Origin of the sequence: Actibacterium sp. EMB200-NS6 (assembly GCF_001305615.1) — a bacterium.
GTDB classification, from domain to species: domain Bacteria; phylum Pseudomonadota; class Alphaproteobacteria; order Rhodobacterales; family Rhodobacteraceae; genus Actibacterium_A; species Actibacterium_A naphthalenivorans.
In genome coordinates this window covers 3,134,206-3,156,604 of sequence record NZ_CP010869.1, presented here as the reverse complement: position 1 = coordinate 3,156,604, position 22,399 = coordinate 3,134,206, and the positions used below count along the sequence as shown (strand labels likewise).

Sequence of the window (22,399 nt, the reverse complement as noted above, 5' to 3'; positions counted from 1 at the left end):
GCGATGGCGGGGCGCATGGCCGGGGCGGCCGGAGGGATCCTTTCCTATTTCACCCGGCACGGGACGGCGGCGAACCTGTTGCTGGTGATCCTGATCGCGCTGGGCCTGGCGGCGGTGCCGCGGATGCGGGCGCAGTTCTTTCCCGATGTGATCGTCGATGACGTGACGGTGAATGTGACGTGGGACGGCGCCGGTGCCGATGACGTGGATGCCGGCATCACCCAGGTGCTGGAGCCGGTGCTGCTGGCGGTGGAAGGGGTGGAAGACGCCACCTCGCGCTCGACCGAGGGGCGGGCGAATATCGATCTGTCGTTCGAGCCGGGCTGGGACATGGCGCGCGCCGCGTCCGACGTGCAAGCGGCGGTGGACGCCGTGACAGAGCTGCCCGAAGAGGCGGATGAGCCCACCGTGCGCCGCGGTGCCTGGCGCGACCGGGTGACGGATGTGGTGATCACCGGGCCGGTGGGGGTGGATCAGCTTGGCCGGTTCGCCGATGAATTCGTCACCCGGCTGTTCGCGGCGGGGGTGACGCGCACCACGATCCGCGGGCTGGCGGCGCCGAATACGATTGTCGAGGTGCCCTCGGCCGCGCTGGTCCGGCATGACGTGACCATGGCCCAGATCGCCGATGCGATCGAGGCGGCGGCCGAAACCTCGCCCGCCGGGGACGTGTCGGGCGGCAGCGCACGGGTGCGTACCGGCGTGGCCAAGCGCAGCGTCGACGAGATCGAGGCGGTGGTGCTGCGCGCCAATGACGACGGATCGAACCTGACGGTGGGCGATGTGGCGCGGGTGATCGTCGAGGGGATCGACCGCGAGCGCGCCTATTACGTGGGTGCGCATCCGGCGGTGTCGGTGCGGGTGGACCGTTCGGACCGGGGCGATGCGATCGACATTCAGAACGTGGTGCAGGACGTCGCCGATGAAATGGTGGCGAGCCTGCCCGCCGAGGTGCGGATCGACCTGATCCGCACCCGCGCCGAGGCGATCACCGGGCGCCTGAACATCCTGCTGGACAATGGGCTGATGGGGCTGTTGCTGGTGGTGGCGCTGCTGTTCCTGTTCCTGAACGCGCGCACGGCCTTCTGGGTGGCGGCGGGGATTCCGGTTTCGATGTTGGCCACGATTGCGCTGATGTACGCGTCGGGGCTGACGATCAACATGATCTCACTGTTCGCGCTGATCATCACCACCGGGATCGTGGTGGATGACGCGATCGTGGTGGGGGAACATGCCGATTTCCGGTCGCGGCGGCTGGGCGAAGGCCCGGTCGAGGCGGCAGAGAATGCGGCCCGGCGGATGGCCCCGCCGGTGATTTCGGCCACGATCACCACGGTCATCGCCTTTTTCGGGCTGACCGCGATCAGCGGCCGGTTCGGCGATCTGATTTCCGACATACCGTTCACCGTGATCGCGGTGTTGATGGCCTCGTTGGTGGAATGCTTTCTGATCCTGCCCAACCACATGTCTCATGCGTTGGCCCATTCGGCGAAGGAACATTGGTATGATCTGCCCTCGCGGGTGGTGAACCGGGGGTTCGGCTGGGTGCAGGCGGCGCTGTTCCGGCCGCTGATGGCCGGGGTGATCCGGGCGCGCTATCCGGTGATGGCGCTGGTGCTGGTGGTGCTGGCCACGCAGGTGGCGCTGCTCATCCGGGGCGATGTGCAGTGGCGGTTCTTCAACTCGCCCGAACAAGGCTCGATTTCCGGCAATTTCGCGATGGCGCCCGGCGCCCGGCGCGAAGACACGATGGCGATGATGCGCGAGATGCAGCGCGCCACTGCCGCCGTGGCCGCGCGCTACGAGGCAGAGCATGGGCGCAATCCGCTGGTTTACGTGCTGGCGGAGGTCGGCGGCAACACCGGCCGTGGCCTGTCGGGCGTCGGCACCAAGGACGAGGAGCTGCTGGGCTCGATCGCGATCGAGCTGATCGACGCCGATCTGCGGCCCTATTCGTCATTCCGCTTTCTGGCCGATCTGCAGGAAGAGGTGCGCAGCCATCCGCTGGTCGAGGTGCTCAGTTTCCGGGGCTGGCGCTCGGGGCCGGGGGGCGACGCGCTGGATGTGGAATTCTACGGCGCCGATTCCGAAACGCTGAAGGCGGCGGCCGAGGCGCTGAAGGCCAGGGTTTCGCAGTTCCCCGAAGTATCGGCGCTCGAGGACAGCCTGGCCTATGACAAGGAAGAGCTGATCCTGGAACTGACGGCGCAGGGCACCGCGGTGGGTTTCACCATAGACGGGCTCGGCCGGGTGCTGCGCAACCGCCTGAACGGGATCGAGGCCGCGACCTACCCCGACGGGCCGCGTTCGGCCGCCATTCGGGTGGAACTGCCCACCGGCGAGCTTACCGCGGATTTCCTCGACCGCACGCTGCTGCGCTCGGCCAGCGGGCAATACCTGCCGCTGGCCGATATCGTGACGGTCGAGCGGCGCACCGGCTTCTCCACCATCCGGCGTGAGAACGGGCTGCGCGTGGTGTCGGTCACCGGCGATATATCGGAGGATGATCCGGCCCGGGCCGAGGCGGTGATGGAGGCGCTGGAGCGTACGATCCTGCCCGCCATCGAAAGCGAATACGGCGTCGCCTGGCAGCTTTCGGGCCTGGCCGAGCAGGAAAACGAGTTTCTGGCCGACGCGATGACCGGGCTGATGCTGTGCCTTCTGGGCATCTACCTGACGCTGGCCTGGATCTTCTCGAGCTGGACCCGGCCGGTGGTGGTGATGGCGATCATTCCCTTCGGACTTGTCGGCACGATCTATGGCCACGCGCTGTGGGAGATTCCGCTGTCGATGTTCACGGTCGTCGGGCTGATCGGCATGACCGGGATCATCATCAACGATTCCATCGTGCTGGTCGGCACGGTGGATGAATATTCGCAGACCCGCGGGCTGGTGCCCGCGATCATCGACGCGACGGCCGACCGGCTGCGGCCGGTGTTCCTGACCACCGCGACCACGGTTCTGGGCCTCGCGCCGCTGCTCTATGAAAGCTCGCAACAGGCGCAGTTCCTGAAACCCACGGTGGTGACGCTGGTCTACGGGCTTGGCTTCGGCATGGTTCTGGTGTTGCTGATGGTGCCGGCGCTGCTGGCGATGCAGCAGGATGTGTCGCGCCACATTGCCGCCGCGCGGCGGGCGCTGGGGCAGCCTTCGCGCGCGCGGGCGATGGGCGCGGTGATCGCCGTGGCGGCGCTGGGCCTTGGCGGGCTGTTCGGGCTGACGCTGGGCCATGCGGTGGTGACGGGCGCCCTGCCGGGGATTGTCACCGGCGCGTTTCCCGGGCTGGCGGGGGTGCCGGCGATGCCGGCGGCGCTGGGCCTGTTTCTGGCCGGGGCGGCGGTGCTTTTGCTGATCGTCTATACGGTTACGGCGCTGGTCTATGCCCGGCGCAGCGCGGGGGCCTAGCCGCCTACGCAGCCCTGAATGTCGATCGCCCGGCTGTCCGACAACAGCGTGATGCGCACGCCGGACCGGTCCAGCGCGAAGGGGGCGGCATTGGCCGGCACAAGATCGGTTACCGCCGTCAACTCATTGCCCCGGCGCGACACTTCGGCCTCGGCCACCCAGATCGACGGATCGGCCAGTTCGACCACGGCAATCTCCTTGCCCCCAAGCGGCGGCACGGTGATGCGCGTGGTCAGGCGCAGCCCGTCGGGCAGCGGTGTGGCGCTGCAGATCACATCGCCGACCCCGGCCTGATAGCCGGGCACGGGGCGCTGCGCCAGCGCGGCCCGGATCGGCGCGGGCTCCGGCGCGGCGGGAAGATCGGCGTGCAGCGCAAGTTCCATCGGCATGCAGATGTCGAGGCACACGCCCAGCTCGACAACCCCGTTCAGGGTGATCGGCGCGCCGGGCCTCTGCGGCGTCAGTTCGATCGGCAGCACCACCTCGTGCTTGTAGGCGATGGTGCGCATGCCGTTCTGATAGATCACCTCGGGCCGGGGCCAGAACAGATCGGCCGAGCGAAGGTTCTCGGAGCCGGACCATTCGAACCGCGGCGGAATGCCGGCATCGCCGGGCGCGCGCCAGTAGGTTTTCCATTCGGGTGCCAGTTTCAGCCGCAGCCCGACCATCTGGGTGCCGCGGGCGGTTTCCCAGCCGGGCAGGATTTCCGCCGTGATGACAGACGCGTAGGGGCTTTCGGCCCGCGCCGGGGACAGCGGGGAAAACGCCAGGCCGGCAGCAAGCGCCAGGCAGGTGAGAACGGATTTGACCATGGCGCAGAACATAGGCATCGGCGGCCGCGAACGAAATCACAATTGGGCGATGGCGGCGCGAGTGTGGCTTTTCGTACCACCCGGCGCGCGTGGCCCTTGCGCCAAACCGGTGCAACGACCACCTTTGGCGCATGGATATTTCAGGCAGCGAACTGGACCTCAGCGGCAAGCTTCTGATCGCGATGCCCGGCATGGGCGATCCGCGGTTCGAGAAAAGCGTGGTCTACATATGCGCCCATTCCGCCGAGGGCGCGATGGGGCTGATCATCAACAAGCCGTCGCAGGAACTGCGCCTGTCCGACATGCTGGAACAGTTGCAGATCCCGCGCGGCACCGGCCGTGACATCCGGGTGCATTTCGGCGGCCCGGTGGAACACGGGCGCGGCTTTGTGCTGCATTCGTCCGACTATCGTTCGAACAGCGCGACGACGCTGAAGGTGGATGCGCAGTTCGGCCTGACCGCGACGCTGGACATTCTGGATGACATGGCGCGCGGCACCGGGCCCGACAACACGCTTCTGGCGCTGGGATATTCCGGCTGGGGGCCGGGGCAGCTCGAGGCGGAGATCGGCGCCAACGGCTGGCTGACCTGCGATGCCAGCCCCGAGATCGTGTTCGCCGGCGATGATGACAGCAAATGGGGCCGGGCGCTGAACGTGCTGGGCGTCGATCCGCTGTCGCTTTCGGCGGCCTGCGGCCACGCCTGAGCGCGGGGGGGTTCAGGGCCGGGGGGCAGCGGCGCGGCGCAGCCTGTCGTTGATGGCCCGGCCCAGCCCGTGTTCAGGGATCGGCGCCACGGCAATCACCTGGCCCGTCTGCGCCAGTGCGTCCATCGCGCGCAGGTGGTGAAACAGGTTGGCCGCGGCCTCGACCAGATCACCGCCGGGCGACAGGTTCATCGCCGCCCCCTCGCAGCCCGGCCCGAACCCCAGCCAAAGCTCGCCGGCACGCGGCGCGCGCGCTTCCAGCCTGATCCCGGCCTCCGGCGCGTAATGCGAGCCAAGCTGCCCCGGCGCGGAAATCGCCGCATCCTCGCCGCGGCGGGCCAGAGGGTGACCAAGGCAATCCTCGATCACCTCGACGGGCAGGCCACCCGGGCGCAGCAGGGTCGCGGCCCCGTCCGCGCCGATGCCGACGATGGTGGATTCCAGCCCCACGTCGCAGGCGCCGCCATCCAGCACCGCCTCGATCCGTCCGGCAAGCCCTTCGGCCACATGTTCGGCGCGGGTCGGGCTGACCTTGCCCGACGGGTTGGCCGAGGGCGCCGCCACCGGGCCGCCGAACCGCACCAGCAGCGCGCGCGCCACCGCATGCGCCGGCAGGCGCAGCGCCACCGTATCATTGCCCGCCGTCACCAGCGGCGAAAGCCCCGCATCGGGCCGCAGCGGCAGCACAAGCGTCAGCGGACCGGGCCAGAAGGCGCCCGCCAGCCGTTCGGCCGCGTCTGGAAACAGCGCGATGCGGCGCGCGGCGGCGATATCGGGCAGATGCACGATCAACGGGTTGAACCGGGGGCGGCCCTTGGCCTCGAATATCCGGGCGACGGCGGTATCGTCGCGCGCATCCGCGCCCAGCCCATAGACCGTTTCGGTGGGAAAGGCGACAAGCCCTCCCCGCGCAAGGAGTTCTGCCGCGCGGGCCAGCCCCTGCGGGTCTGCCTTCAGGGTTTCAGTGGGGATGGCGCGGTTCATGTGACGCTGCGTCTGCCTTGATGGGGAAACCTGGTGCAATAGGTTTTGTCAGGAATTCCGTTGACATACAGCCGCGCCGCCGCGATCTCAAGGCACGGGTTGAGGAGGGATGCCATGCCATATCGCGCGCCGGTCGGCGAATTTCAGTACATCTTCGATCATGTGGTGGATCTGGGCAAGGTGGCGCAGACCCCCATGTTCGCCGAGGTCACCCGCGACGTGACCGACGCCATCCTGTCCGAGGCGGGCCGGCTGAGCGAAGAGGTCATAGCCCCGGTGCAGCGCAACGGCGATCTTGATCCGGCGGTTCTTGAAAACGGCGTGCTGCGCAGCTCGCGCGGGTTTGCCGGGGCCTATGCGCAGATCGCGCTGGGCGGCTGGGTCGGCATGGCGGCGGACCCGGAGCATGGCGGCATGGGCCTGCCGATGACCGTGGCCACTGCGGTGAACGACATGATGAGCGCGGCATGCCTTTCGCTGCAGCTCAACCCGCTGCTGACCCAGGGCCAGATCGAGGCGCTGGAACATCACGCCTGCCCCGAGATGAAGGCGCTCTATCTGCCCAAGCTGATATCGGGCGAATGGAACGGCACGATGAACCTGACCGAACCGCAGGCCGGGTCCGACGTGGGCGCGGTGGCGGCAAAGGCCGTGCCGAACGGCGATGGCACCTACGCGGTGACCGGCCAGAAGATCTTCATCTCCTGGGGCGATTGCGATTTCACGTCGAACACCTGTCATCTGGTGCTCGCGCGGCTGCCCGACGCGGCGCCGGGCACGCGCGGGATCAGCCTGTTCATGGTGCCCAAACTCATCCCCGACGCGCAGGGCAGCCCCGGCGTGGCCAACAGCCTGAAGGTGGTCAGTCTGGAGCACAAGCTGGGCCTGCATGGCTCGCCCACCGCGGTGATGCAGTTCGACGGCGCCACCGGCTGGCTGGTGGGGGAGCCGCACAAGGGCATGGCCGCGATGTTCACCATGATGAACAACGCCCGGCTGGGCGTGGGCGTACAGGGCATCGGCGCGGCCGAGGGCGCGTATCAGCACGCGCTGGCCTATGCGCTGGAGCGGCGGCAGGGCAAAACGCCGGTGGTGGAGGGTACGGGCTGTATCGTCGATCATGCCGATGTCCGCCGGATGCTGACCACGATGAAGGCCGAGATCTTCGCCGCCCGCACGCTCGCGCTGTCTTGCGCGCTGGCCATCGATCTGGCCCGGGCCACCGATGATGCCGACTGCCTGGCGCGCGCCGCGTTTCTGACCCCGATCGCCAAGGCCTATGGCACCGATACCGGTATCGATGTTGCGTCCATGGGCATGCAGGTGCATGGTGGCATGGGGTTCATCGAAGAGTCCGGCGCCGCCCAGTATCTGCGTGATGTGCGGGTGACGGCAATCTACGAAGGAACGAACGGTATTCAGGCCATGGATCTGGTGGGGCGCAAGATGATGGATGGCGGCGAAGCGGCCTTCCGCCTGATGGACGAGGTCGAGGCCAGCGCCGAGGCGGCGCGCGGCATCCTGCCCGATCTTGCCATCGCGGTCTGGGCCGCCGCCGAGACCTTGCGCGAGGCTACCGAATGGCTGGCCGCCCAGCAGATGAACGACCGCTTCGCCGGTGCGGTGCCGTTTCTGCGCGGCTTTGCCCGTGTTCTTGGGGCGCATTTCCACCTGAAGGCGGCGCTGGCCGAAGGCGGCAGCGGGCCGCGCACCGCGCTGGCCACGTTCTTCATCCGGCGGCTTTTGCCAGAGCATGTGGCGCTGCTCGCCCACGCGCGCGAAGGGGCGGCGGGGCTCTATGCGCTCAGCCCCGAAGACTTGGTGGCATGATGGACGGGAACTCCCTGATTCACTACCCTTGGGCGGAGCCTCCGGCCGGGAGCGAGGCGATAGAGGTGGCACCCGGTGTGCTCTGGATGCGGCTGCCGCTGCCGATGAGGCTGGACCATGTGAACATCTTCGCGCTGGATGACGGCGATGGCTGGACCATCGTCGATACCGGGTTCGAGATGGCCCAGCACCGGGAAATCTGGGGCGCGTTGCTGGCCGGGCCACTGCGCGGCAAGCCGGTGAACCGGGTCATCGTCACCCATCACCACCCCGATCATATCGGCCTTGCCGGCTGGTTCCAGGCCGCGCATGGCGCCGAGCTGTGGACGACCCGTACCGCCTGGCTGATGACGCGGATGCTGATTCTCGACGAACAGGACGCGCCGGACGAAGAAACGCTGGCCTTCTGGCGCGCCGCCGGGATGGACCGCGAGATTTATGAAAAGCGTCTGGCCGAGCGCCCGTTCAACTACGTCGATCTGGTGTCGCCGCTGCCGCGGGGCTATCGGCGGGTCAAGCAGGGCGATGTCATCCGCATCGGCGGGCGCGACTGGGACGTGCGCATGGGCGATGGCCACGCCCCCGAACACGCCACGTTCTGGAGCAGGGACGACAACCTCGTGCTGGGCGGCGATCAGCTCTTGCCGTCGATCTCGCCCAATCTCGGGGTCTATGCCTCCGAGCCCGACGCAGACCCCGTGGGCGACTGGCTGGAAAGCTGCGAGCGGCTGCTGGCCCATGCGCGCGACGATCAACTGGTGCTGCCGGGCCACAAGCTGCCCTTCACCGGCCTGCCGGCGCGGCTGTCGCAACTGATCGACAATCATCACGGCGCGCTGGACCGCCTTGTCGCACATCTGCAAACGCCCCATACCGTGGGCGGATCGTTCGCGCCGCTCTACAAACGCAAGATCGGGCCCGATGAATACGGGCTGGCCCTGGTCGAGGCGATCGCCCATTTCAACCACCTGTATCAGGCGGGCCGGATCAGCCGCCGCATGGGCGACGATGGCGCATGGCTGTGGCAGGCCACCGATGACTGAGCGGTTGCACGATGCCCGTCCGCGGGCGCGGGTGGTGCACGCGGATCCCGATGCGCCCGCCTCGCCCGAGCAAAAACCGCTGCCCGAAGCGGTCTGCCGCAAGCCGGTGGAGCAGAAGAGCGCGGCCGAATGGGCCTATGAGCGGCTGATCCTCTATATCCAGAACTTCGAGGAACAGCTCGCCGCCGAGGATGAGATCGCCATCGGCCTGACCGGCGGCAACACCGGCATCCTGCGGATCGAGGGGGTGGGCTATTTCGACCCCGATATCGTTACCTTCTACGGTACCGACCAGACGGGCGCGCGCACCCAGCTCGTGCAGCACGTCAGCCAGCTCAACGTGATGCTGCGCGCCATGCCGAAAGAGCCGGCAGCCCCCGCCGCCCGGCGCATCGGATTCCGCCTGGCCGAGGATCTGGAGCACGACACCTGACAACCGCCCGGTCGCGGCGAACAGGGCCGTGACAGCCGCCGCGAAATCGGCTATCCGGGCTTCGCACGATCAGGGAAGGGATACCCCATGGCAGAATACAAGCACGGTTCGATGGACATCACGGATCACGAAAAGACCTATGACGGGTTCATCCGCTTTGCGACCATCGTCGCCGGTCTGGCCATTCTGGTGATTGTCTTTATCGGTCTTGTGAACGGGTAACGCCCCGGCGGGCGCCTGCCCGCCGACATGCCCGTTGAAAGCCAAGCGACATGCGCATCCCGCTGCTTCTTGCCCTTGTGCCGCTTGCCCTGTCGGCCTGCACGGCCGACCCCGTCTGGGCGCCCGACGCGGCGGTCGAGGCCGCCGTCTATCGTGACGACAGCCCGCCGTCGATCACGCTGTTCACCATGATCAACAACCGCTCGAACGAGGGCGGGCACAGCGGGCTGATGATCAACGGCGATCAGCGGGTGATGTTCGACCCGGCCGGAAGCTGGTGGCACCGCACCGCGCCGGAACGCAATGATGTGCTTTACGGCATGACGCCGCTGATGCTGAAATTCTACATCGACTACCACGCCCGGGAAACCTATCGCGTGGTCAGTCAGACCGTAGAGGTCTCGCCCGAGGTGGCCACGCGGGCGCTGCAACTAGCCGAAGCACGTGGCGCGGTGCCCAAGGCGATGTGCGGCAGCGCCACCAGCGGCATCCTCAAGCAGCTTCCCGGATTTGAGTCCGTCTCGCAATCGCTGTTTCCCGCCCGGATCATGGACTCCTTCGGCCAGTTGCCCGGGGTCGAGACGGCTGTCTATTACGACGACGATGCCGACGACAACACCGCCGTGCTGATGACCCAGCAGCACGGGGCGCCGGCTCAGCCCAGCAGATAAAGCGCCAGATAGAGCGTGGCCGCGCCGCCGATGATGGCCAGCAGGACATTGCGGGTGAGGATCCCCACCCCCAGCGCCGCGGCCGCCGCCAGCATCCGGGCCAGATCGGGCTGGCCCCCGGTCGCGGCGGGCCAGACCACCAGCGGCGCGATCAGCGCGGGCAGCACGGCCACCGGCGTATAGCGCAGATGGCGCAGCACCCATTCGGGCAGCTTTCTGTCGCCGATCAGCCCAAGGAACGAAAAGCGGATCAGGAAGGTGCCGATGCCCAGCCCGACGATGATGGTCCAGATTTGGGCGCTGCTCATGTTCATGCCTGACGCCCCCGCATCCACAGCTCGACCTGTGCGCCGGCCATCATCGCAGCCAGCGCCGCGACGATCAGCCCACCGTTATAGGGCACGAAGGCCAGCGCCAGCGAGACAGCCACCGACACTGCCGCCGCCGCCACATGGGCCAGCGTGCGCAGCGCCGGTGCGATCAGCGCCAGAAAGGTGATCGGCACCGCGAAATCCAGCGCGTATTCGGGCGGGATCTGTTGCCCGGCCAGCGCACCGATCAGGGTCATGGTATACCAGAACGGGCAGATCAGGGTGATGGTGCCGAAGAAATAGGCCGTCTTCTGCGCCAATGGCATGCCGGGGTGGGTTTCGAACCGGGCGACGCCGACGGCATAGGACTGATCGACCAGGAAATAGGCCATCAGCGCCCGCTGCCACAACGGCGCGGCGCCCAGATGCGGGGTCAGCGATGCCGAATACATCGCCATGCGCAGGTTCACCGCCAGCGCCGTGGCCAGAATGATCACCGTGGGCGCGTTTTCCGTCATCAGTTGCAGCGCCGCGAATTGCGACGCCCCGGCGATGACCAGCACCGAAAAGCCCATGACCTCGGCGATGTTCAGCCCGGCCTCGGTGCCGACCACGCCGAACAGCAGTCCGAAGGGCGACACCACGAAGATGAAGGGCAGGCCGTGGCGGGCGCCCAGCCAGAATGCCGATTTGGTGGTGGAGGATGCCATGCGCTGCCCCTAGACTGTGCCTTGCCCCTTCGCCCTTAGGCCGTCAGGGGTGCGGATGCAACCGCCCTGAAAACCAGGCAACGGGAGAGGCCATGGAAATTTGCGGTGTGATCCTCGCGGGGGGGCAGGGCACGCGCGCCGGGGGGCGCGACAAGGCGCTGATGCGGCTGGGCGGGTGCAGCCTGCTGGCGCGCGCGGTCGAACGGCTGTCGCCGCAGGTGGCCGCGCTGGCGCTGAATGCCAATGGCGATCCGGCGCGGTTTTCCGCTGCGGGCCTGCCGGTGATACCCGACACCGTGCCGGGCCAGCCGGGGCCGCTGGCCGGCATTCTCGCCGGAATGGACTGGGCGGCGGGCCGGGGGGCCGATGCCATCGTCACTGTGGCGGTGGATACGCCGTTCTTCCCTTGCGATCTTGTGCCCCGGCTTCACCTGGCCACCGAAACCGCCCATGCGCCGATCGCCCTGGCAACAAGCCATGGCCGGCCCCACCCGACCTTTGGCCTGTGGCCGGTCGCCCTGCGCGAGGAACTGCGCGCGGCCCTTGCGCAGGGCACGCGCCGCGTGCGGCTCTGGGCCGAGGCGCATGGCGCCGCCATGGCGGAATTTCCCGCAGGCCGTATCGACCCGTTCTTCAACATCAACACCCCGGAGGATCTGGCACAGGCCGAGGCGCTTTTGCAGGCGGTGAATTAGTCGAAGGTGCCCGACACCCGCCCAAGCAGCATGAAGGCCCGCGCGGTGCGGGTGTCGGACAGATCATTGATTTCCTGATCCGACGCGGTCTTTTCAAAGGCGCTGAACGTGTGGTCGAACTGGCGCAGAAAGTGATGCGCGGCGTCGCGGAAGATCGGGTCCTGCCGCATCCGCCCCGAGGTCAGCGCCAGGCACGAACGGTCGCGCACCCCGCCAAGCGCGGCGATGGCCGCGCCACGCTCGCCCTGGGCGAAGCGGCGCCACAATTCGGGGCGCGAACGGTCGGGGTTCAGGTCATCCATATAGATGCCATCCTGGCTGAGCAGGGTCAGCACATCCTGTGCCGAGCGCACGAGCTTGGCGGCGGTGCGATCCTGCAAGGCGCGGCGCAGCGCGCGAAAGCCTTCCTGATCATCCGCCGTTTCGGGGAAATTCAGCGCGCGGATGAAATCCTCGACCGATAGGGGGGGCTGCATCTCTTCGGCGGGCGTGCCAAGCGCGAGCGAGGGCTGCGCGTCATCCACGGGCGCGCCCTGCGGCGCGGCGGGCGGCGGGCCGGCCTGGCGGCTGCGGACGCTGGCGAAGGTTGCCATCGCCGATTCCGCCTGTTTTTGCGCCGCGACAAGCTGATCCAGCTTTTTCTCGACCGTGGGGCGCACGCTCATGTTCGCCATCTGCTGCTGCTGGATATAGGTGTGGCGCATCGCGTCGATGGCCGATTGCAGGCGCGTCGATTCCTCGCGCATGATGCGCGCGCTTTTCGCCGCTGACGCGCCGACCCAGAACAGGGCGACAGGCATCGTCACCGCGATCAGAATCAGAACGAACACGATCGGATCAAACCGCGGGTTCGCATCCGGCGATCCGGCAAACAGAAAGAACAGCCCCGATCCGGCAAGCCACAGCAGGCTGAGAGACGCGGCGATGATATCGGCTGCGGACCAGCCCTCCGGCACCCGTTTCTTTCCGTAAATGCCGAGCTTGATCGGCGCGTCCTGATTCTTGTCTGCCATTTGGGATCGGTCTCAGCCCTGCGCTTCAGACATATTGAATGCTCAGAACCTCATAGCTTTTTTCGCCGCCCGGCGTTCTGACTTCAACACTGTCACCTTCCTCTTTGCCTATCAAGGCGCGCGCGAGGGGGGACTTGATGTTCAGCAGCCCTTTTTCGATGTCGGCCTCGGCCTCTCCGACGATCTGATAGGTCTTTTCCTCATCGGTGTCTTCGTCCACCAGCTTTACCGTGGCGCCGAATTTTATCGCGCCGGACAGTTTGGTGGGGTCGATGACCTCGGCCAGCGACAGCAACGCCTCAAGCTCTTTCACCCGGCCCTCGATGAAGCTCTGCTTTTCGCGGGCGGCGTGGTATTCGGCGTTTTCAGACAGGTCGCCATGTTCGCGCGCCTCGGCGATGGCCCTGATCACGGCGGGGCGTTCCACCGATTTCAGGGTCTTCAACTCGGCCTCGAGCGCGGTATGGCCCGCGCGGGTCATCGGTATCTTTTCCATAGCTCACATCGGACTTTTGAAAGCGGCGCGTCCGGACCCGGCGCGCCGCTGTTGGATGAATTTACTCAACTGACCTTAGTGCAGGCCGGATTGCAAGGGGCCGCATGGCACGCGGGCGGGGCATCGCCGCAGCGCAAAGATTCATGGGGCGCGCCGATTGACGCTTCGCGCTGCAGTGAGATAACGCTTTGCAGGAGATTTCAAGGGAAGAGGAAGCGCAGGGAGCGCGAGGGGAGAAGTATGTCCGAAGTTGAACGTGAATCGATGGAATATGACGTTGTGATCGTCGGCGCGGGGCCTGCTGGGCTTTCGGCGGCGATCCGCCTCAAGCAGCTCGATGCCGATCTGAATGTCGTCGTTCTGGAAAAGGGCTCCGAGGTGGGCGCGCATATTCTGTCGGGCGCGGTGCTGGATCCCTGCGGGCTGGATGCGCTGATCCCCGACTGGAAGGAAAAGGGCGCGCCCCTGAACGTGCCGGTGACGAAGGACAATTTCTATGTCCTGGGCGCGGGCGGGCAGATGCGGGTGCCGAACTGGCCGATGCCGCCGCTGATGAACAACCACGGCAACTACATCGTGTCGATGGGCAATGTCTGCCGCTGGATGGCTGAACAGGCCGAGGCGCTGGGCGTCGAGGTTTTCCCCGGCATGGCCTGTTCCGAGCTGGTCTACGGTGACGACGGCGAGGTCAAAGGCGTGGTCGCCGGCGAATTCGGCAAGAACCCCGACGGGACGCCGGGCCCTGCGTACGAACCGGGCATGGTTCTGTACGGAAAATACGTTTTCCTGTCCGAGGGTGTGCGCGGCAGCCTGTCCAAGGAAGTGATGGCGAAATATGACCTGTCCAAGGGCCACTGCCCGCAGAAATTCGGCCTGGGCATGAAGGAAATCTGGGAGATCGACCCCGAAAAGCACCGCGAGGGTACCGTGACCCACACGATGGGCTGGCCGCTGGGCAGCAACGCGGGCGGCGGGTCTTTCATTTATCACCTTGAGAACAATCAGGTTTATGTCGGGTTCGTGGTGCATCTGAACTATGAGAACCCCTATCTTAACCCCTATATGGAGTTCCAGCGGTTCAAGCATCACCCGATGGTGGCCGAGCTGCTGAAGGGCGGCAAGCGCGTGGCCTACGGCGCGCGCGCGATTTCCGAGGGCGGCTGGCAGTCGGTGCCCAAGGTGGTGTTCCCCGGCGGGGCGCTGCTGGGCTGTTCGGCCGGTCTGGTCAACGTGCCGCGGATCAAGGGCAACCACAACGCGATGCTGTCGGGCAAGGCGGCGGCCGAGGCCGCGCATGAGGCGCTGAAGGCCGGCCGCGCGGGCGACGAGCTGACCGCCTATGAGGCCGAGCTGCGCAGCGGCCCGATCGGGAAGGATCTGAAAAAGGTCCGCAATGTCAAACCGTTGTGGTCGAAGTTCGGGCTGAGCACATCGCTGGCCCTGGGCGGGCTCGACATGTGGACGAACAACCTCTTCGGCCTGTCGCTTCTGGGCACGCTGAAACATGGCAAATCCGATGCGGCGGCCACCGGCGAGGCGGCGAAGTTCAAGCCGATCGACTATCCCAAGCCCGACGGGGTGCTGTCATTCGACCGCCTGACCAACGTCAGCTTCGCGATGACCAATCACGAAGAGCAGCAGCCCTGCCACCTGCAGCTGAAAGACCCGTCGGTGCCGATCTCGGTGAACCTGCCGAAATACGCCGAACCGGCGCAGCGCTATTGCCCGGCCGGCGTCTATGAGGTGGTCGAGGAGGCGGGCAAGGATCCGCGCTTCGTGATCAACTTCCAGAACTGCGTGCATTGCAAGACCTGCGACATCAAGGACCCCAGCCAGAACATCAACTGGGTCACCCCGCAGGGCGGCGACGGGCCGAACTACCCGAATATGTAACGCTTGCGTCATGCGGGTGGCGAAAGTGCCGCCCGCGCATTGCCTTGGCTGCAGCGCTTGGATAGGTTTCGGAGCAGTCAAAGCGGAGTTGCCTCTTGCGCGTGTTTTCCATCCGGTCTTTCGGCCTTGCGGCCTGTGTCGCGCTCAGCCTCGTTGTCGCCGCGCCCGTCTCGGCGCAGAACGGTCTGGCCGGCGCCTATCTGGCCGCACGGCACGCGAGCTATTTCAGCGATTACAAGGCGGCGGCGCAGTATTACACCCAGGCGCTGGCGCGGGACCCGTCGAACCCGAACCTGATGGAAAGCGCGCTTCTGGCCTTTACCGGGCTGGGGCAGGTGGAGCGCGCGGTGCCGATCGCCCGGCGCATGGTGCAGGGTGGGCTGAACAGCCAGGCCGCGCATCTGGTGCTGATGGCCGATCAGTTGAAGCGGGGCGCGTTTGATGCCGTTCTTGAGGATGCCGAGGCCGGGCGCAGCATCGGCCCGCTGGTCGACAACCTGATCAGCGCCTGGAGCCATTTCGGCGAAGGGCGCATGTCCGAGGCGCTGGCCGCCTTCGACGCCGCCGCCGGGCAAGCCGGGCTGGCGGTGTTCGGCCTGTATCACAAGGCGCTGGCGCTGGCGGCCGTTGGCGATTTCGAAGGCGCGGCAGAGCTGTTTTCCGGCGATGATGGCCGCGCGCTTCTGGTGACGCGCCGCAGCGTGCTGGCCGATGTCGAGATCCTGAGCCAGCTGGAGCGCAACCCCGAGGCGGTGACCCTGATCGACGATATCTTCGGGCTGGAGCTGGACCCCGGTCTTTCCGATCTGCGCGATCGTCTGATCGCGGGCGAAACCCTGCCCTTCACCACGATCCGCAATGCCCAGGATGGTGCGGCCGAGGTGTTCTTTACCGTTGCGGGGGCGCTGAACGGCGAGGCCAACGACACGTTCACCCTGTTGTATTCCCGGATCGCGGAATATCTGCGCCCCGATCACGTGGATGCCATGCTGCTGACCGCCTCCCTGCTGGAGGCACAGGAGCAGTTCGATCTGGCGACAGCCGCCTATCTGCAGGTGCCCAATGACGATCCGGCCTTCTATGCCGCCGAACTGGGCCGGGCCGAGACGCTCGAGGAATCGGGCCGCACCGAGGCCGCGATCGAGGTTCTGACCCAGCTTTCCAAGAGTCATTCGGGGGTCGTGCTGGTGCATGTCTCGCTTGGCGACATGCTCAGCCGGCTCAAGCGTTATGGCGAGGCGGTCGTGGCCTATGATCAGGCGGCGGCGCTGTTTGGCGAGCCGGAACCGTCGCAATGGGTGGTCTATTACGCGCGCGGCATCGCGCTGGAGCGCGAAAAGCGCTGGCCCGAGGCCGAGGCGGATTTCCGCAAGGCGCTGGAGCTGCAACCGGATCAGCCGCGCGTGCTGAATTATCTGGGCTATTCCTATGTCGAGATGGGCACCAATCTGGACGAGGCGCTGAGCATGATCGAGCGCGCGGTCGAAGGGCGGCCCGATGACGGCTATATCACCGACAGTCTGGGCTGGGTGCTGTACCGGCTTGGCCGCTACCAGGAGGCCGTGGCGCCTATGGAACGCGCCGCCGAACTGTTGCCGATTGATCCGATCGTGAACGACCATCTGGGGGATGTACTCTGGGCCGTGGGCCGCCGGCTCGAAGCCGAGTTCCAGTGGAAGCGCGCGCTGTCTTTCGACCCCGAAGAGACCGACGCGCAGCGCATTCGCCACAAGCTGGACGTGGGGCTGGACAAGGTGCGCGAAGAAGAGGGGCTTGCCCCCATTTCGGTCGCCAATGGCGATTGACGCCTTCGCGCCTGCCAAGATCAACCTGACGCTTCATGTCACCGGTGAGCGGGCCGATGGCTATCATCTTCTGGACAGTCTGGTGGCCTTTGCCGATGTGGGCGACCGGATATCGCTGCGCCCGTCGGCGGCGCTGTCGCTGCAGGTCACCGGGCCAGAGGCTGCGGGCGTGCCGGTGGATGACAGCAATCTTGCGCTCAAGGCGGCGCGGTTCTTCGGGGCCGGGGGCGGAGCGATCGCGCTGGAAAAGAACCTGCCGGCGGCGGCGGGGATCGGGGGCGGGTCATCCGATGCCGCCGCCGTGCTGCGGGCGTTTTCCGACATGACAGGGCGGGAGATTCCTGCCGGTGCTTCGGCTCTGGGTGCGGATGTGCCTGTGTGCCTGCGGGCCGGGGCGGTGCGCATGGCCGGGATCGGTGATCTGCTGTCGCCGGTTCCGCCGTTGCCGCCGCTCTGGTGTGTTCTGGTGAACCCGCGCCTCGTGGTGGCCACGCCGGATGTGTTCAGGGCGCTGGCGCAGAAAGCCAACCCACCGATGCCCGAAGCCATCCCCGCATTCGCCACCGCGCCGGCGCTTGGCGCGTGGCTGAAGGGCCAGCGCAATGATCTGGAGCACACGGCCATCCGGCTGCAGCCCCGCATCGCCGTGGTGCTGAATACGCTCGCCACCCTGCCCGGCGCCATGCTGCACCGCATGTCGGGTTCGGGCGCCACGTGTTTCGCGCTGTTCGCCGATGACGCCGCCGCGCGCGCCGCCGCCACGCGGCTGTCACACGAATTTCCGGGGTGGTGGGTGCGCGCCGCCGCGCTTAGCTGACGCGGGCCACGACGAAATCGGCGATATCGCCCAGCAGATCGCGGATCGGATCTGCGGGCAGGCGGGTCAGCGCGGTCTTTGCCGTCTCGGACCAGCGCAGCGCCTCGGCCCTCGTATCCCGCAGCGCGTTATGCTTGTTCAGCAACGCCAGCGCCTGGTTCAGGTCGCCCTCGCGCTGATCGCCCTTTTCGATGGTGCGGGCCCAGAACGCGCGCTCTTCGGCATTTGCCTTGGCCACGGCCTTGATCACCGGCAGGGTCAGCTTGCGCTCGCGGAAATCGTCGCCCACATTCTTGCCGGTGGCGTCCGACCCCCAGTAATCCAGCAGGTCATCGACCATCTGAAAGCTGATCCCCAGCGCATCGCCATAGTCACGCAGCGCGTCGATTTGTTCTTCTGGCGCGCGGGCGACCACGCCGCCAACCTCGGTTGCCGCCGAAAACAGCGCGGCGGTCTTGCCCCGCACGATCTTGAGGTAGACAGGCTCGTCCGTTGCCAGATCCTGCGCGGCGGTCAGCTGCAGCACCTCGCCCTCGGCGATGGTGGCAGAGGCGGCGGACAGGATGTCGAGCACCCGCAAAGACCCGGTTTCCACCATCAGCGTAAAGGCCCGGGCCAAGAGGTAATCCCCGACGAGAATAGAGGATTTGTTATCCCACAGCAGGTTGGCGGTGGGGCGGCCGCGCCGCTGATTGCTTTCGTCGACGACATCGTCATGCAGCAGCGTCGCGGTATGAATGAATTCGACGGCCGCGGCCAGTTTGATGTGCTGGTCACCGTCATGGCCGCAGAGCCGCGCCGCGGCGAGGGTCAGCAGCGGGCGGATACGCTTGCCGCCCGCTTCGATCAGATGGGCCGTGACCTGGGGGATACGGGGCGCATGTTCAGAGGCCATGCGCGTCTTGATCACCGCGTTGACCGCATCCATCTCGGGCGCCAGAAGGGTGCTCAACTCTTCGTGCGGTGCGCTGGCGTCGGCGCGCTGCCCGATCACGCTCTCGTCACTTCTCTCGACAATCGCCACGGGGTGTCCTTAAGTCCATGTTCATGAAAGAGCTGTTACGCACCAATGACCCAACCCTCGTCGCATTTGCAACAACGCTCCTACGGGGCGAGGGAATAAACTGCTTTCATATGGATGTCTACATGAGCGTCCTTGAAGGTTCGGTCGGCATATTGCCACAGCGGATGATGGTCCGCGATGCGGATCTGTTTCGGGCGCGGGCCATTCTGCGCGACAATGACATCCCGCTGCCGGAGGAGCGTTGAATGCCCTTCGCCGTTGAGGATCTGACCTGCGACAGTTTTCTGGGCGGGCGGTTATCGGTTCTGCAGCCGCGCGGGGGCTATCGCGCGGGGGTGGATCCGGTGCTACTGGCTGCCGCGTCACCGGTGCGGGCGGGGCAAAGCGTGCTGGAGCTGGGATGTGGCGCGGGGGTGGCGGCCTTGTGTCTGGGCGCGCGGGTCGCGGGGCTACGCCTGACGGGGTTGGAGCTTCAGCCGCGCTATGCGGCACTGGCACGGGAAAACGCCGCGCGCAACAGGATCGCGTTGAGCGTGGTGGAGGGTGATCTGGCTGCCCCGCCACAGGAGGTGCGGCAGCAAAGTTTCGATCACGTCATTGCCAACCCGCCCTATTTTCTGCGCGCCAGAGGCAGCGCCGCCGCTGATTCCGGGCGCGAGCGGGCCTTGGGCGAGGAAACGCCGCTGGCGCAGTGGGTCGATGCCGGATTGCGCCGGCTGGTGCCCAAGGGGCGGCTGACCATGATCCAGCGGGCAGAGCGCGTGCCAGAATTGCTGGCCGCGCTTCAGGATCGCGCCGGCGACGTGGAGCTGCTGCCACTGGCGCCGCGGGCGGGCCGGCCGGCGCGGCTGGTGCTGTTGCGCGCCATCAAGGGCGGCGGGGGGCCGTTCCGCCTGTTGCCGCCCATGACGATGCACCAGGGCGCGGCGCATGACGGTGACCGCGAAAGCTATACCCCTGCGATCGGCGGAGTTCTGCGGAATGCTGCGGCGATCGAATGGCCGATTGCCTGATGTTTCGGCCAGATCCGCATTTGCGAAATATTCTGTCGGATTACTTTGCGCCCGCAGCGTGACACGACTCGATTTCTGTGCTGGACTGTAACGGCAATATGTCAGAAACCAGTGAGAGGAGGTCTCCCATGACCATGAGTTCGCACTTGCAGGAACTCCGCCGGAAACACCAGAACCTCTCGGAACGCGTTGAACATGATCAGCGTCACCCGGGTGTCGATGACCTTCAGATTGCCGAACTCAAGAAACAGAAGCTTCGATTGAAAGAACAGATCGAACGGCTTTCTCAGGGCTGAGAATCTCACCTGTCAGACACGAAAACGGGCCGCTTCTGATCAAGCGGCCCGTATTTGTTTGATGCCGCGGGCGTCAGGCGAAATACTGGCCGCCATTGGCCGAGATGGTCGAGCCGGTGATGAACGCCGCCTCGTCCGCGGCCAGAAAGACCACACAGCGGGCGATTTCGGCAGGCTCGCCAAGGCGGCCGACCGGGATTTGCGCGATGATCGATTCGCGCACCTTCTCGGGAACGGCCATAACCATGTCGGTGCCGACATAGCCCGGGCAGATCGCGTTCACCGTGATTCCGGCGCGCGCGCCTTCCTGGGCCAGTGCCTTGGTGATGCCCAGATCACCGGCCTTGGCGGCGGAATAGTTCGACTGGCCGGCCTGGCCCTTTTGCCCGTTGATCGAGCTGATGTTGATCACGCGCCCGAACTTGCGCTCGCGCATGCCGGGCCAGATCGGGTGGGTCATGTTGAAAACACCCGACAGGTTGGTGTCGATGACTTCGCGCCATTGCTGCGGGGTCATGCGGTGGAACATCGCGTCGCGGGTGATGCCGGCGTTGTTGACCAGCACGTCAATCGGGCCAAGCGCGTCCTGAACCTGGGCGATACCGGCGACGCAGGCGTCGTAATCGGCGACCGACCATTTATAGGCCGGAATTCCCGTTTCCTCGGTGAATTTCGCGGCGGCTTCCTCATTGCCTGCGAAATTCACGGCAACGCTATAACCTGCCTCTTTCAGCGCAACGCTGACTGCCGCGCCAATGCCGCGGGTGCCTCCGGTAACGAGTGCAACTCTGGCCATGATTCCTCCTCGGGATTCCAAAGTATTCGGTAATCTTAATATGAAACTGATCTCGAGGGCGCAAGATTATTGCGCCCTCAGGCGGTGATATTTTCGGGTTATGTCGGTTACGGGCGTTCCAGACACATGGCTACGCCCATGCCGCCACCGATGCAGAGCGTGGCGAGGCCCTTCTTGGCATCGCGGCGCTGCATCTCGAACAGCAGCGTGTTCAGGATGCGGCAGCCCGAGGCGCCGATCGGGTGGCCGATGGCGATGGCGCCGCCGTTCACGTTTACGATCTCGGGGTTCCAGCCCATGTCCTTGTTCACGGCGCAGGCCTGGGCGGCGAAGGCTTCGTTGGCTTCGATCAGGTCCAGATCGTCGGCCTTCCAGCCGGCTTTTTCCAGCGCCTTGCGCGAAGCGAAGATAGGCCCGACGCCCATGATCGACGGGTCAAGCCCGGCGGTGGCATAAGAGGCGATGCGCGCCAGCGGCGTCAGCCCGCGCTTTTCGGCGTCATCCGCGCTCATCAGCAGCACGGCGGCGGCGCCGTCGTTGATGCCCGAGGCGTTGGCGGCTGTGACCGAGCCATCCTTGGTGAAGGCGGGGCGCAGTTTCTGCATGCTTTCGAGGGTGGCGCCATGGCGGATGTATTCATCCTCGGACACCACGGTTTCGCCCTTGCGGGTTTTCACGGTGAAGGGAACGATTTCATCCTTGAACTTGCCGGCCTTCTGCGCGGCCTCCGCCTTGTTCTGCGAACCGACGGCGAATTCATCCTGCATGTCGCGGCTGATCTGCCACTGCCCGGCCACGTTTTCGGCGGTCTGGCCCATGTGATAGCCGTTGAACGCGTCCCAGAGGCCATCCTTGATCATCGAGTCGATGAACTTCATGTCGCCCATCTTGTGGCCGGCGCGCAGGTTGGCCACATGCGGCGACATTGTCATGTTTTCCTGGCCACCGGCGGCGACGATCGCGGCATCGCCAAGCTGGATGTGCTGGGCGGCGAGGGCGACGCTGCGCAGGCCCGAACCGCAAACCTGGTTGATGCTCCATGCCGCCGATTCGATCGGCAGCCCGGCGTTGATATGCGCCTGACGGGCCGGGTTCTGACCCTGGCCGGCGGTGAGCACCTGGCCCAGGATCGTTTCCGACACTTCGGATTTCTCGATGCCGGCACGGGCAACGATGGCCTCGAGCACGGCCGTGCCGAGATCCTGTGCCGGCGTGTTTGCGAAGGCGCCATTGAAACTGCCGACAGGCGTACGCGCGGCCGAAACGATCACTACATTGGTCATGGGTTGTCCTCTCCCCTCAGGTTAGGTGGGGGCGGGATGCACCGATGACAGGGTGCCATGCCCCGCGTGCCCCACCGGGTCGGTCAAAGAGGTAAGCCTTCGGTGGGCACGGCGCAACATTCATATTGCGCTGCGGCGAA

General features: G+C 66.2%; 23 protein-coding genes. 14 read left to right on the top strand and 9 right to left on the bottom strand.

All coding sequences use genetic code 11. The features are described 5' to 3' along the window. The first annotated feature begins 3 nt into the window (after positions 1–3). A complete protein-coding gene (locus TQ29_RS15310; protein WP_054539863.1) occupies positions 4–3,405 on the top strand; it encodes an efflux RND transporter permease subunit in 3,402 nt (1,133 codons plus the stop codon). Here TQ29_RS15310 and TQ29_RS15305 read toward each other — a convergent pair. Next, positions 3,402–4,217 (bottom strand): protein-disulfide reductase DsbD domain-containing protein, encoded by an 816-nt coding sequence (locus tag TQ29_RS15305; protein WP_157445609.1) that lies wholly within the window; start codon positions 4,215–4,217, stop codon positions 3,402–3,404. The two genes, TQ29_RS15310 and TQ29_RS15305, sit on opposite strands and share 4 nt — an antisense overlap. A gap of 152 nt (positions 4,218–4,369) precedes the next feature. Between TQ29_RS15305 and TQ29_RS15300 the strand changes: the two genes are divergently transcribed. Continuing rightward, entirely contained in the window at positions 4,370–4,924 is a 555-nt protein-coding gene (locus TQ29_RS15300; RefSeq protein WP_054540477.1) for a YqgE/AlgH family protein, read from the top strand. 12 nt (positions 4,925–4,936) lie between these two features. Here the strand turns inward: TQ29_RS15300 and TQ29_RS15295 are convergent, their stop codons facing one another. After that, positions 4,937–5,908 (bottom strand): L-threonylcarbamoyladenylate synthase, encoded by a 972-nt coding sequence (locus TQ29_RS15295; RefSeq protein ID WP_054539861.1) that lies wholly within the window; start codon positions 5,906–5,908, stop codon positions 4,937–4,939. A 114-nt stretch (positions 5,909–6,022) separates the two neighbouring features. Here TQ29_RS15295 and TQ29_RS15290 point away from each other — a divergent pair, with 114 nt between their 5' ends. From TQ29_RS15290 to TQ29_RS15270, 5 genes are all read left to right on the top strand, one after another. Beyond that, positions 6,023–7,738 (top strand): acyl-CoA dehydrogenase, encoded by a 1,716-nt coding sequence (locus tag TQ29_RS15290; protein ID WP_054539860.1) that lies wholly within the window; start codon positions 6,023–6,025, stop codon positions 7,736–7,738. Further along, positions 7,735–8,781 (top strand): MBL fold metallo-hydrolase, encoded by a 1,047-nt coding sequence (locus TQ29_RS15285; RefSeq protein WP_054539859.1) that lies wholly within the window; start codon positions 7,735–7,737, stop codon positions 8,779–8,781. Before TQ29_RS15290 ends, TQ29_RS15285 begins: the two co-directional genes overlap by 4 nt. Further along, complete coding sequence (locus TQ29_RS15280) at positions 8,774–9,214, top strand: DUF6173 family protein (RefSeq protein ID WP_054539858.1); 441 nt, start codon at positions 8,774–8,776, stop codon at positions 9,212–9,214. The genes TQ29_RS15285 and TQ29_RS15280 overlap by 8 nt, the downstream gene beginning before the upstream one ends. A gap of 87 nt (positions 9,215–9,301) precedes the next feature. Then, positions 9,302–9,436, top strand: a complete 135-nt coding sequence (locus TQ29_RS15275) for an aa3-type cytochrome c oxidase subunit IV (RefSeq protein WP_054539857.1) — start codon at positions 9,302–9,304, stop codon at positions 9,434–9,436. 50 nt (positions 9,437–9,486) lie between these two features. Next, positions 9,487–10,107 (top strand): hypothetical protein, encoded by a 621-nt coding sequence (locus TQ29_RS15270; RefSeq protein ID WP_054539856.1) that lies wholly within the window; start codon positions 9,487–9,489, stop codon positions 10,105–10,107. Here the strand turns inward: TQ29_RS15270 and TQ29_RS15265 are convergent. Both TQ29_RS15265 and TQ29_RS15260 read right to left on the bottom strand, forming a co-directional pair. Beyond that, positions 10,092–10,415, bottom strand: a complete 324-nt coding sequence (locus tag TQ29_RS15265; RefSeq protein WP_369817415.1) for an AzlD domain-containing protein — start codon at positions 10,413–10,415, stop codon at positions 10,092–10,094. The two genes, TQ29_RS15270 and TQ29_RS15265, sit on opposite strands and share 16 nt — an antisense overlap. A gap of 2 nt (positions 10,416–10,417) precedes the next feature. Then, entirely contained in the window at positions 10,418–11,128 is a 711-nt protein-coding gene (locus TQ29_RS15260; protein ID WP_054539854.1) for an AzlC family ABC transporter permease, read from the bottom strand. Between the two features lie 92 nt (positions 11,129–11,220). Here TQ29_RS15260 and mobA point away from each other — a divergent pair, with 92 nt between their 5' ends. Further along, complete coding sequence (gene mobA, locus TQ29_RS15255; RefSeq protein ID WP_054539853.1) at positions 11,221–11,823, top strand: molybdenum cofactor guanylyltransferase MobA; 603 nt, start codon at positions 11,221–11,223, stop codon at positions 11,821–11,823. On the opposite strand, the gene TQ29_RS15250 is transcribed toward mobA, so the two are convergent. Both TQ29_RS15250 and greA read right to left on the bottom strand, forming a co-directional pair. Next, on the bottom strand, positions 11,820–12,836 hold the full coding sequence (locus TQ29_RS15250; RefSeq protein ID WP_173585969.1) for a hypothetical protein: 1,017 nt from the start codon (positions 12,834–12,836) through the stop codon (positions 11,820–11,822). The genes mobA and TQ29_RS15250 overlap by 4 nt on opposite strands. 25 nt (positions 12,837–12,861) lie before the next feature. Beyond that, positions 12,862–13,332, bottom strand: a complete 471-nt coding sequence (greA, locus tag TQ29_RS15245; protein WP_037207895.1) for a transcription elongation factor GreA — start codon at positions 13,330–13,332, stop codon at positions 12,862–12,864. A 240-nt stretch (positions 13,333–13,572) separates the two neighbouring features. Between greA and TQ29_RS15240 the strand changes: the two genes are divergently transcribed. The 3 genes from TQ29_RS15240 to TQ29_RS15230 all read left to right on the top strand — a co-directional run bounded on the left by TQ29_RS15240 (position 13,573) and on the right by TQ29_RS15230 (position 17,847). Beyond that, positions 13,573–15,225, top strand: coding sequence for an electron transfer flavoprotein-ubiquinone oxidoreductase (locus TQ29_RS15240; protein WP_054539852.1), 1,653 nt, complete (start codon positions 13,573–13,575; stop codon positions 15,223–15,225). A 101-nt stretch (positions 15,226–15,326) separates the two neighbouring features. Next, on the top strand, positions 15,327–17,030 hold the full coding sequence (locus TQ29_RS15235) for a tetratricopeptide repeat protein (protein ID WP_255353467.1): 1,704 nt from the start codon (positions 15,327–15,329) through the stop codon (positions 17,028–17,030). Next, entirely contained in the window at positions 17,020–17,847 is an 828-nt protein-coding gene (locus TQ29_RS15230; protein ID WP_054539851.1) for a 4-(cytidine 5'-diphospho)-2-C-methyl-D-erythritol kinase, read from the top strand. Before TQ29_RS15235 ends, TQ29_RS15230 begins: the two co-directional genes overlap by 11 nt. Here TQ29_RS15230 and TQ29_RS15225 read toward each other — a convergent pair. Then, on the bottom strand, positions 17,840–18,775 hold the full coding sequence (locus tag TQ29_RS15225) for a polyprenyl synthetase family protein (protein ID WP_054540474.1): 936 nt from the start codon (positions 18,773–18,775) through the stop codon (positions 17,840–17,842). The two genes, TQ29_RS15230 and TQ29_RS15225, sit on opposite strands and share 8 nt — an antisense overlap. Positions 18,776–18,888: 113 nt before the next feature. Between TQ29_RS15225 and TQ29_RS15220 the strand changes: the two genes are divergently transcribed. The 3 genes from TQ29_RS15220 to TQ29_RS20390 all read left to right on the top strand — a co-directional run bounded on the left by TQ29_RS15220 (position 18,889) and on the right by TQ29_RS20390 (position 20,180). Continuing rightward, complete coding sequence (locus tag TQ29_RS15220) at positions 18,889–19,116, top strand: DUF2007 domain-containing protein (protein WP_369817414.1); 228 nt, start codon at positions 18,889–18,891, stop codon at positions 19,114–19,116. Continuing rightward, the gene (locus TQ29_RS15215) at positions 19,117–19,884 is read left to right on the top strand and encodes a tRNA1(Val) (adenine(37)-N6)-methyltransferase (RefSeq protein WP_054539850.1); all 768 of its coding nucleotides are present in this window, start codon (positions 19,117–19,119) and stop codon (positions 19,882–19,884) included. A gap of 128 nt (positions 19,885–20,012) precedes the next feature. Continuing rightward, positions 20,013–20,180, top strand: a complete 168-nt coding sequence (locus TQ29_RS20390) for a YdcH family protein (RefSeq protein ID WP_081940162.1) — start codon at positions 20,013–20,015, stop codon at positions 20,178–20,180. Between the two features lie 73 nt (positions 20,181–20,253). On the opposite strand, the gene phbB is transcribed toward TQ29_RS20390, so the two are convergent. Both phbB and TQ29_RS15205 read right to left on the bottom strand, forming a co-directional pair. Continuing rightward, entirely contained in the window at positions 20,254–20,976 is a 723-nt protein-coding gene (phbB, locus tag TQ29_RS15210) for an acetoacetyl-CoA reductase (RefSeq protein WP_054539849.1), read from the bottom strand. A 107-nt stretch (positions 20,977–21,083) separates the two neighbouring features. Further along, the gene (locus tag TQ29_RS15205; RefSeq protein WP_054539848.1) at positions 21,084–22,259 is read right to left on the bottom strand and encodes an acetyl-CoA C-acetyltransferase; all 1,176 of its coding nucleotides are present in this window, start codon (positions 22,257–22,259) and stop codon (positions 21,084–21,086) included. Between the last annotated feature and the right edge of the window lie 140 nt (positions 22,260–22,399).

Coding starts and splice junctions, on each gene's coding strand:
- TQ29_RS15305 (WP_157445609.1), bottom strand. CDS start 4,217: ATGGTCAAATCCGTTCTCACCTGCCTGGCGCTTGCTGCCGGCCTGGCG.
- TQ29_RS15265 (WP_369817415.1), bottom strand. CDS start 10,415: ATGAGCAGCGCCCAAATCTGGACCATCATCGTCGGGCTGGGCATCGGC.
- TQ29_RS15295 (WP_054539861.1), bottom strand. CDS start 5,908: ATGAACCGCGCCATCCCCACTGAAACCCTGAAGGCAGACCCGCAGGGG.
- TQ29_RS15260 (WP_054539854.1), bottom strand. CDS start 11,128: ATGGCATCCTCCACCACCAAATCGGCATTCTGGCTGGGCGCCCGCCAC.
- TQ29_RS15220 (WP_369817414.1), top strand. CDS start 18,889: ATGTTCATGAAAGAGCTGTTACGCACCAATGACCCAACCCTCGTCGCA.
- TQ29_RS15310 (WP_054539863.1), top strand. CDS start 4: ATGGCGGGGCGCATGGCCGGGGCGGCCGGAGGGATCCTTTCCTATTTC.
- greA (WP_037207895.1), bottom strand. CDS start 13,332: ATGGAAAAGATACCGATGACCCGCGCGGGCCATACCGCGCTCGAGGCC.
- TQ29_RS15215 (WP_054539850.1), top strand. CDS start 19,117: ATGCCCTTCGCCGTTGAGGATCTGACCTGCGACAGTTTTCTGGGCGGG.
- TQ29_RS15230 (WP_054539851.1), top strand. CDS start 17,020: ATGGCGATTGACGCCTTCGCGCCTGCCAAGATCAACCTGACGCTTCAT.
- TQ29_RS15240 (WP_054539852.1), top strand. CDS start 13,573: ATGTCCGAAGTTGAACGTGAATCGATGGAATATGACGTTGTGATCGTC.
- TQ29_RS15225 (WP_054540474.1), bottom strand. CDS start 18,775: ATGGATGCGGTCAACGCGGTGATCAAGACGCGCATGGCCTCTGAACAT.
- TQ29_RS15280 (WP_054539858.1), top strand. CDS start 8,774: ATGACTGAGCGGTTGCACGATGCCCGTCCGCGGGCGCGGGTGGTGCAC.
- TQ29_RS15290 (WP_054539860.1), top strand. CDS start 6,023: ATGCCATATCGCGCGCCGGTCGGCGAATTTCAGTACATCTTCGATCAT.
- mobA (WP_054539853.1), top strand. CDS start 11,221: ATGGAAATTTGCGGTGTGATCCTCGCGGGGGGGCAGGGCACGCGCGCC.
- phbB (WP_054539849.1), bottom strand. CDS start 20,976: ATGGCCAGAGTTGCACTCGTTACCGGAGGCACCCGCGGCATTGGCGCG.
- TQ29_RS15250 (WP_173585969.1), bottom strand. CDS start 12,836: ATGGCAGACAAGAATCAGGACGCGCCGATCAAGCTCGGCATTTACGGA.
- TQ29_RS15275 (WP_054539857.1), top strand. CDS start 9,302: ATGGCAGAATACAAGCACGGTTCGATGGACATCACGGATCACGAAAAG.
- TQ29_RS20390 (WP_081940162.1), top strand. CDS start 20,013: ATGACCATGAGTTCGCACTTGCAGGAACTCCGCCGGAAACACCAGAAC.
- TQ29_RS15285 (WP_054539859.1), top strand. CDS start 7,735: ATGATGGACGGGAACTCCCTGATTCACTACCCTTGGGCGGAGCCTCCG.
- TQ29_RS15270 (WP_054539856.1), top strand. CDS start 9,487: ATGCGCATCCCGCTGCTTCTTGCCCTTGTGCCGCTTGCCCTGTCGGCC.
- TQ29_RS15205 (WP_054539848.1), bottom strand. CDS start 22,259: ATGACCAATGTAGTGATCGTTTCGGCCGCGCGTACGCCTGTCGGCAGT.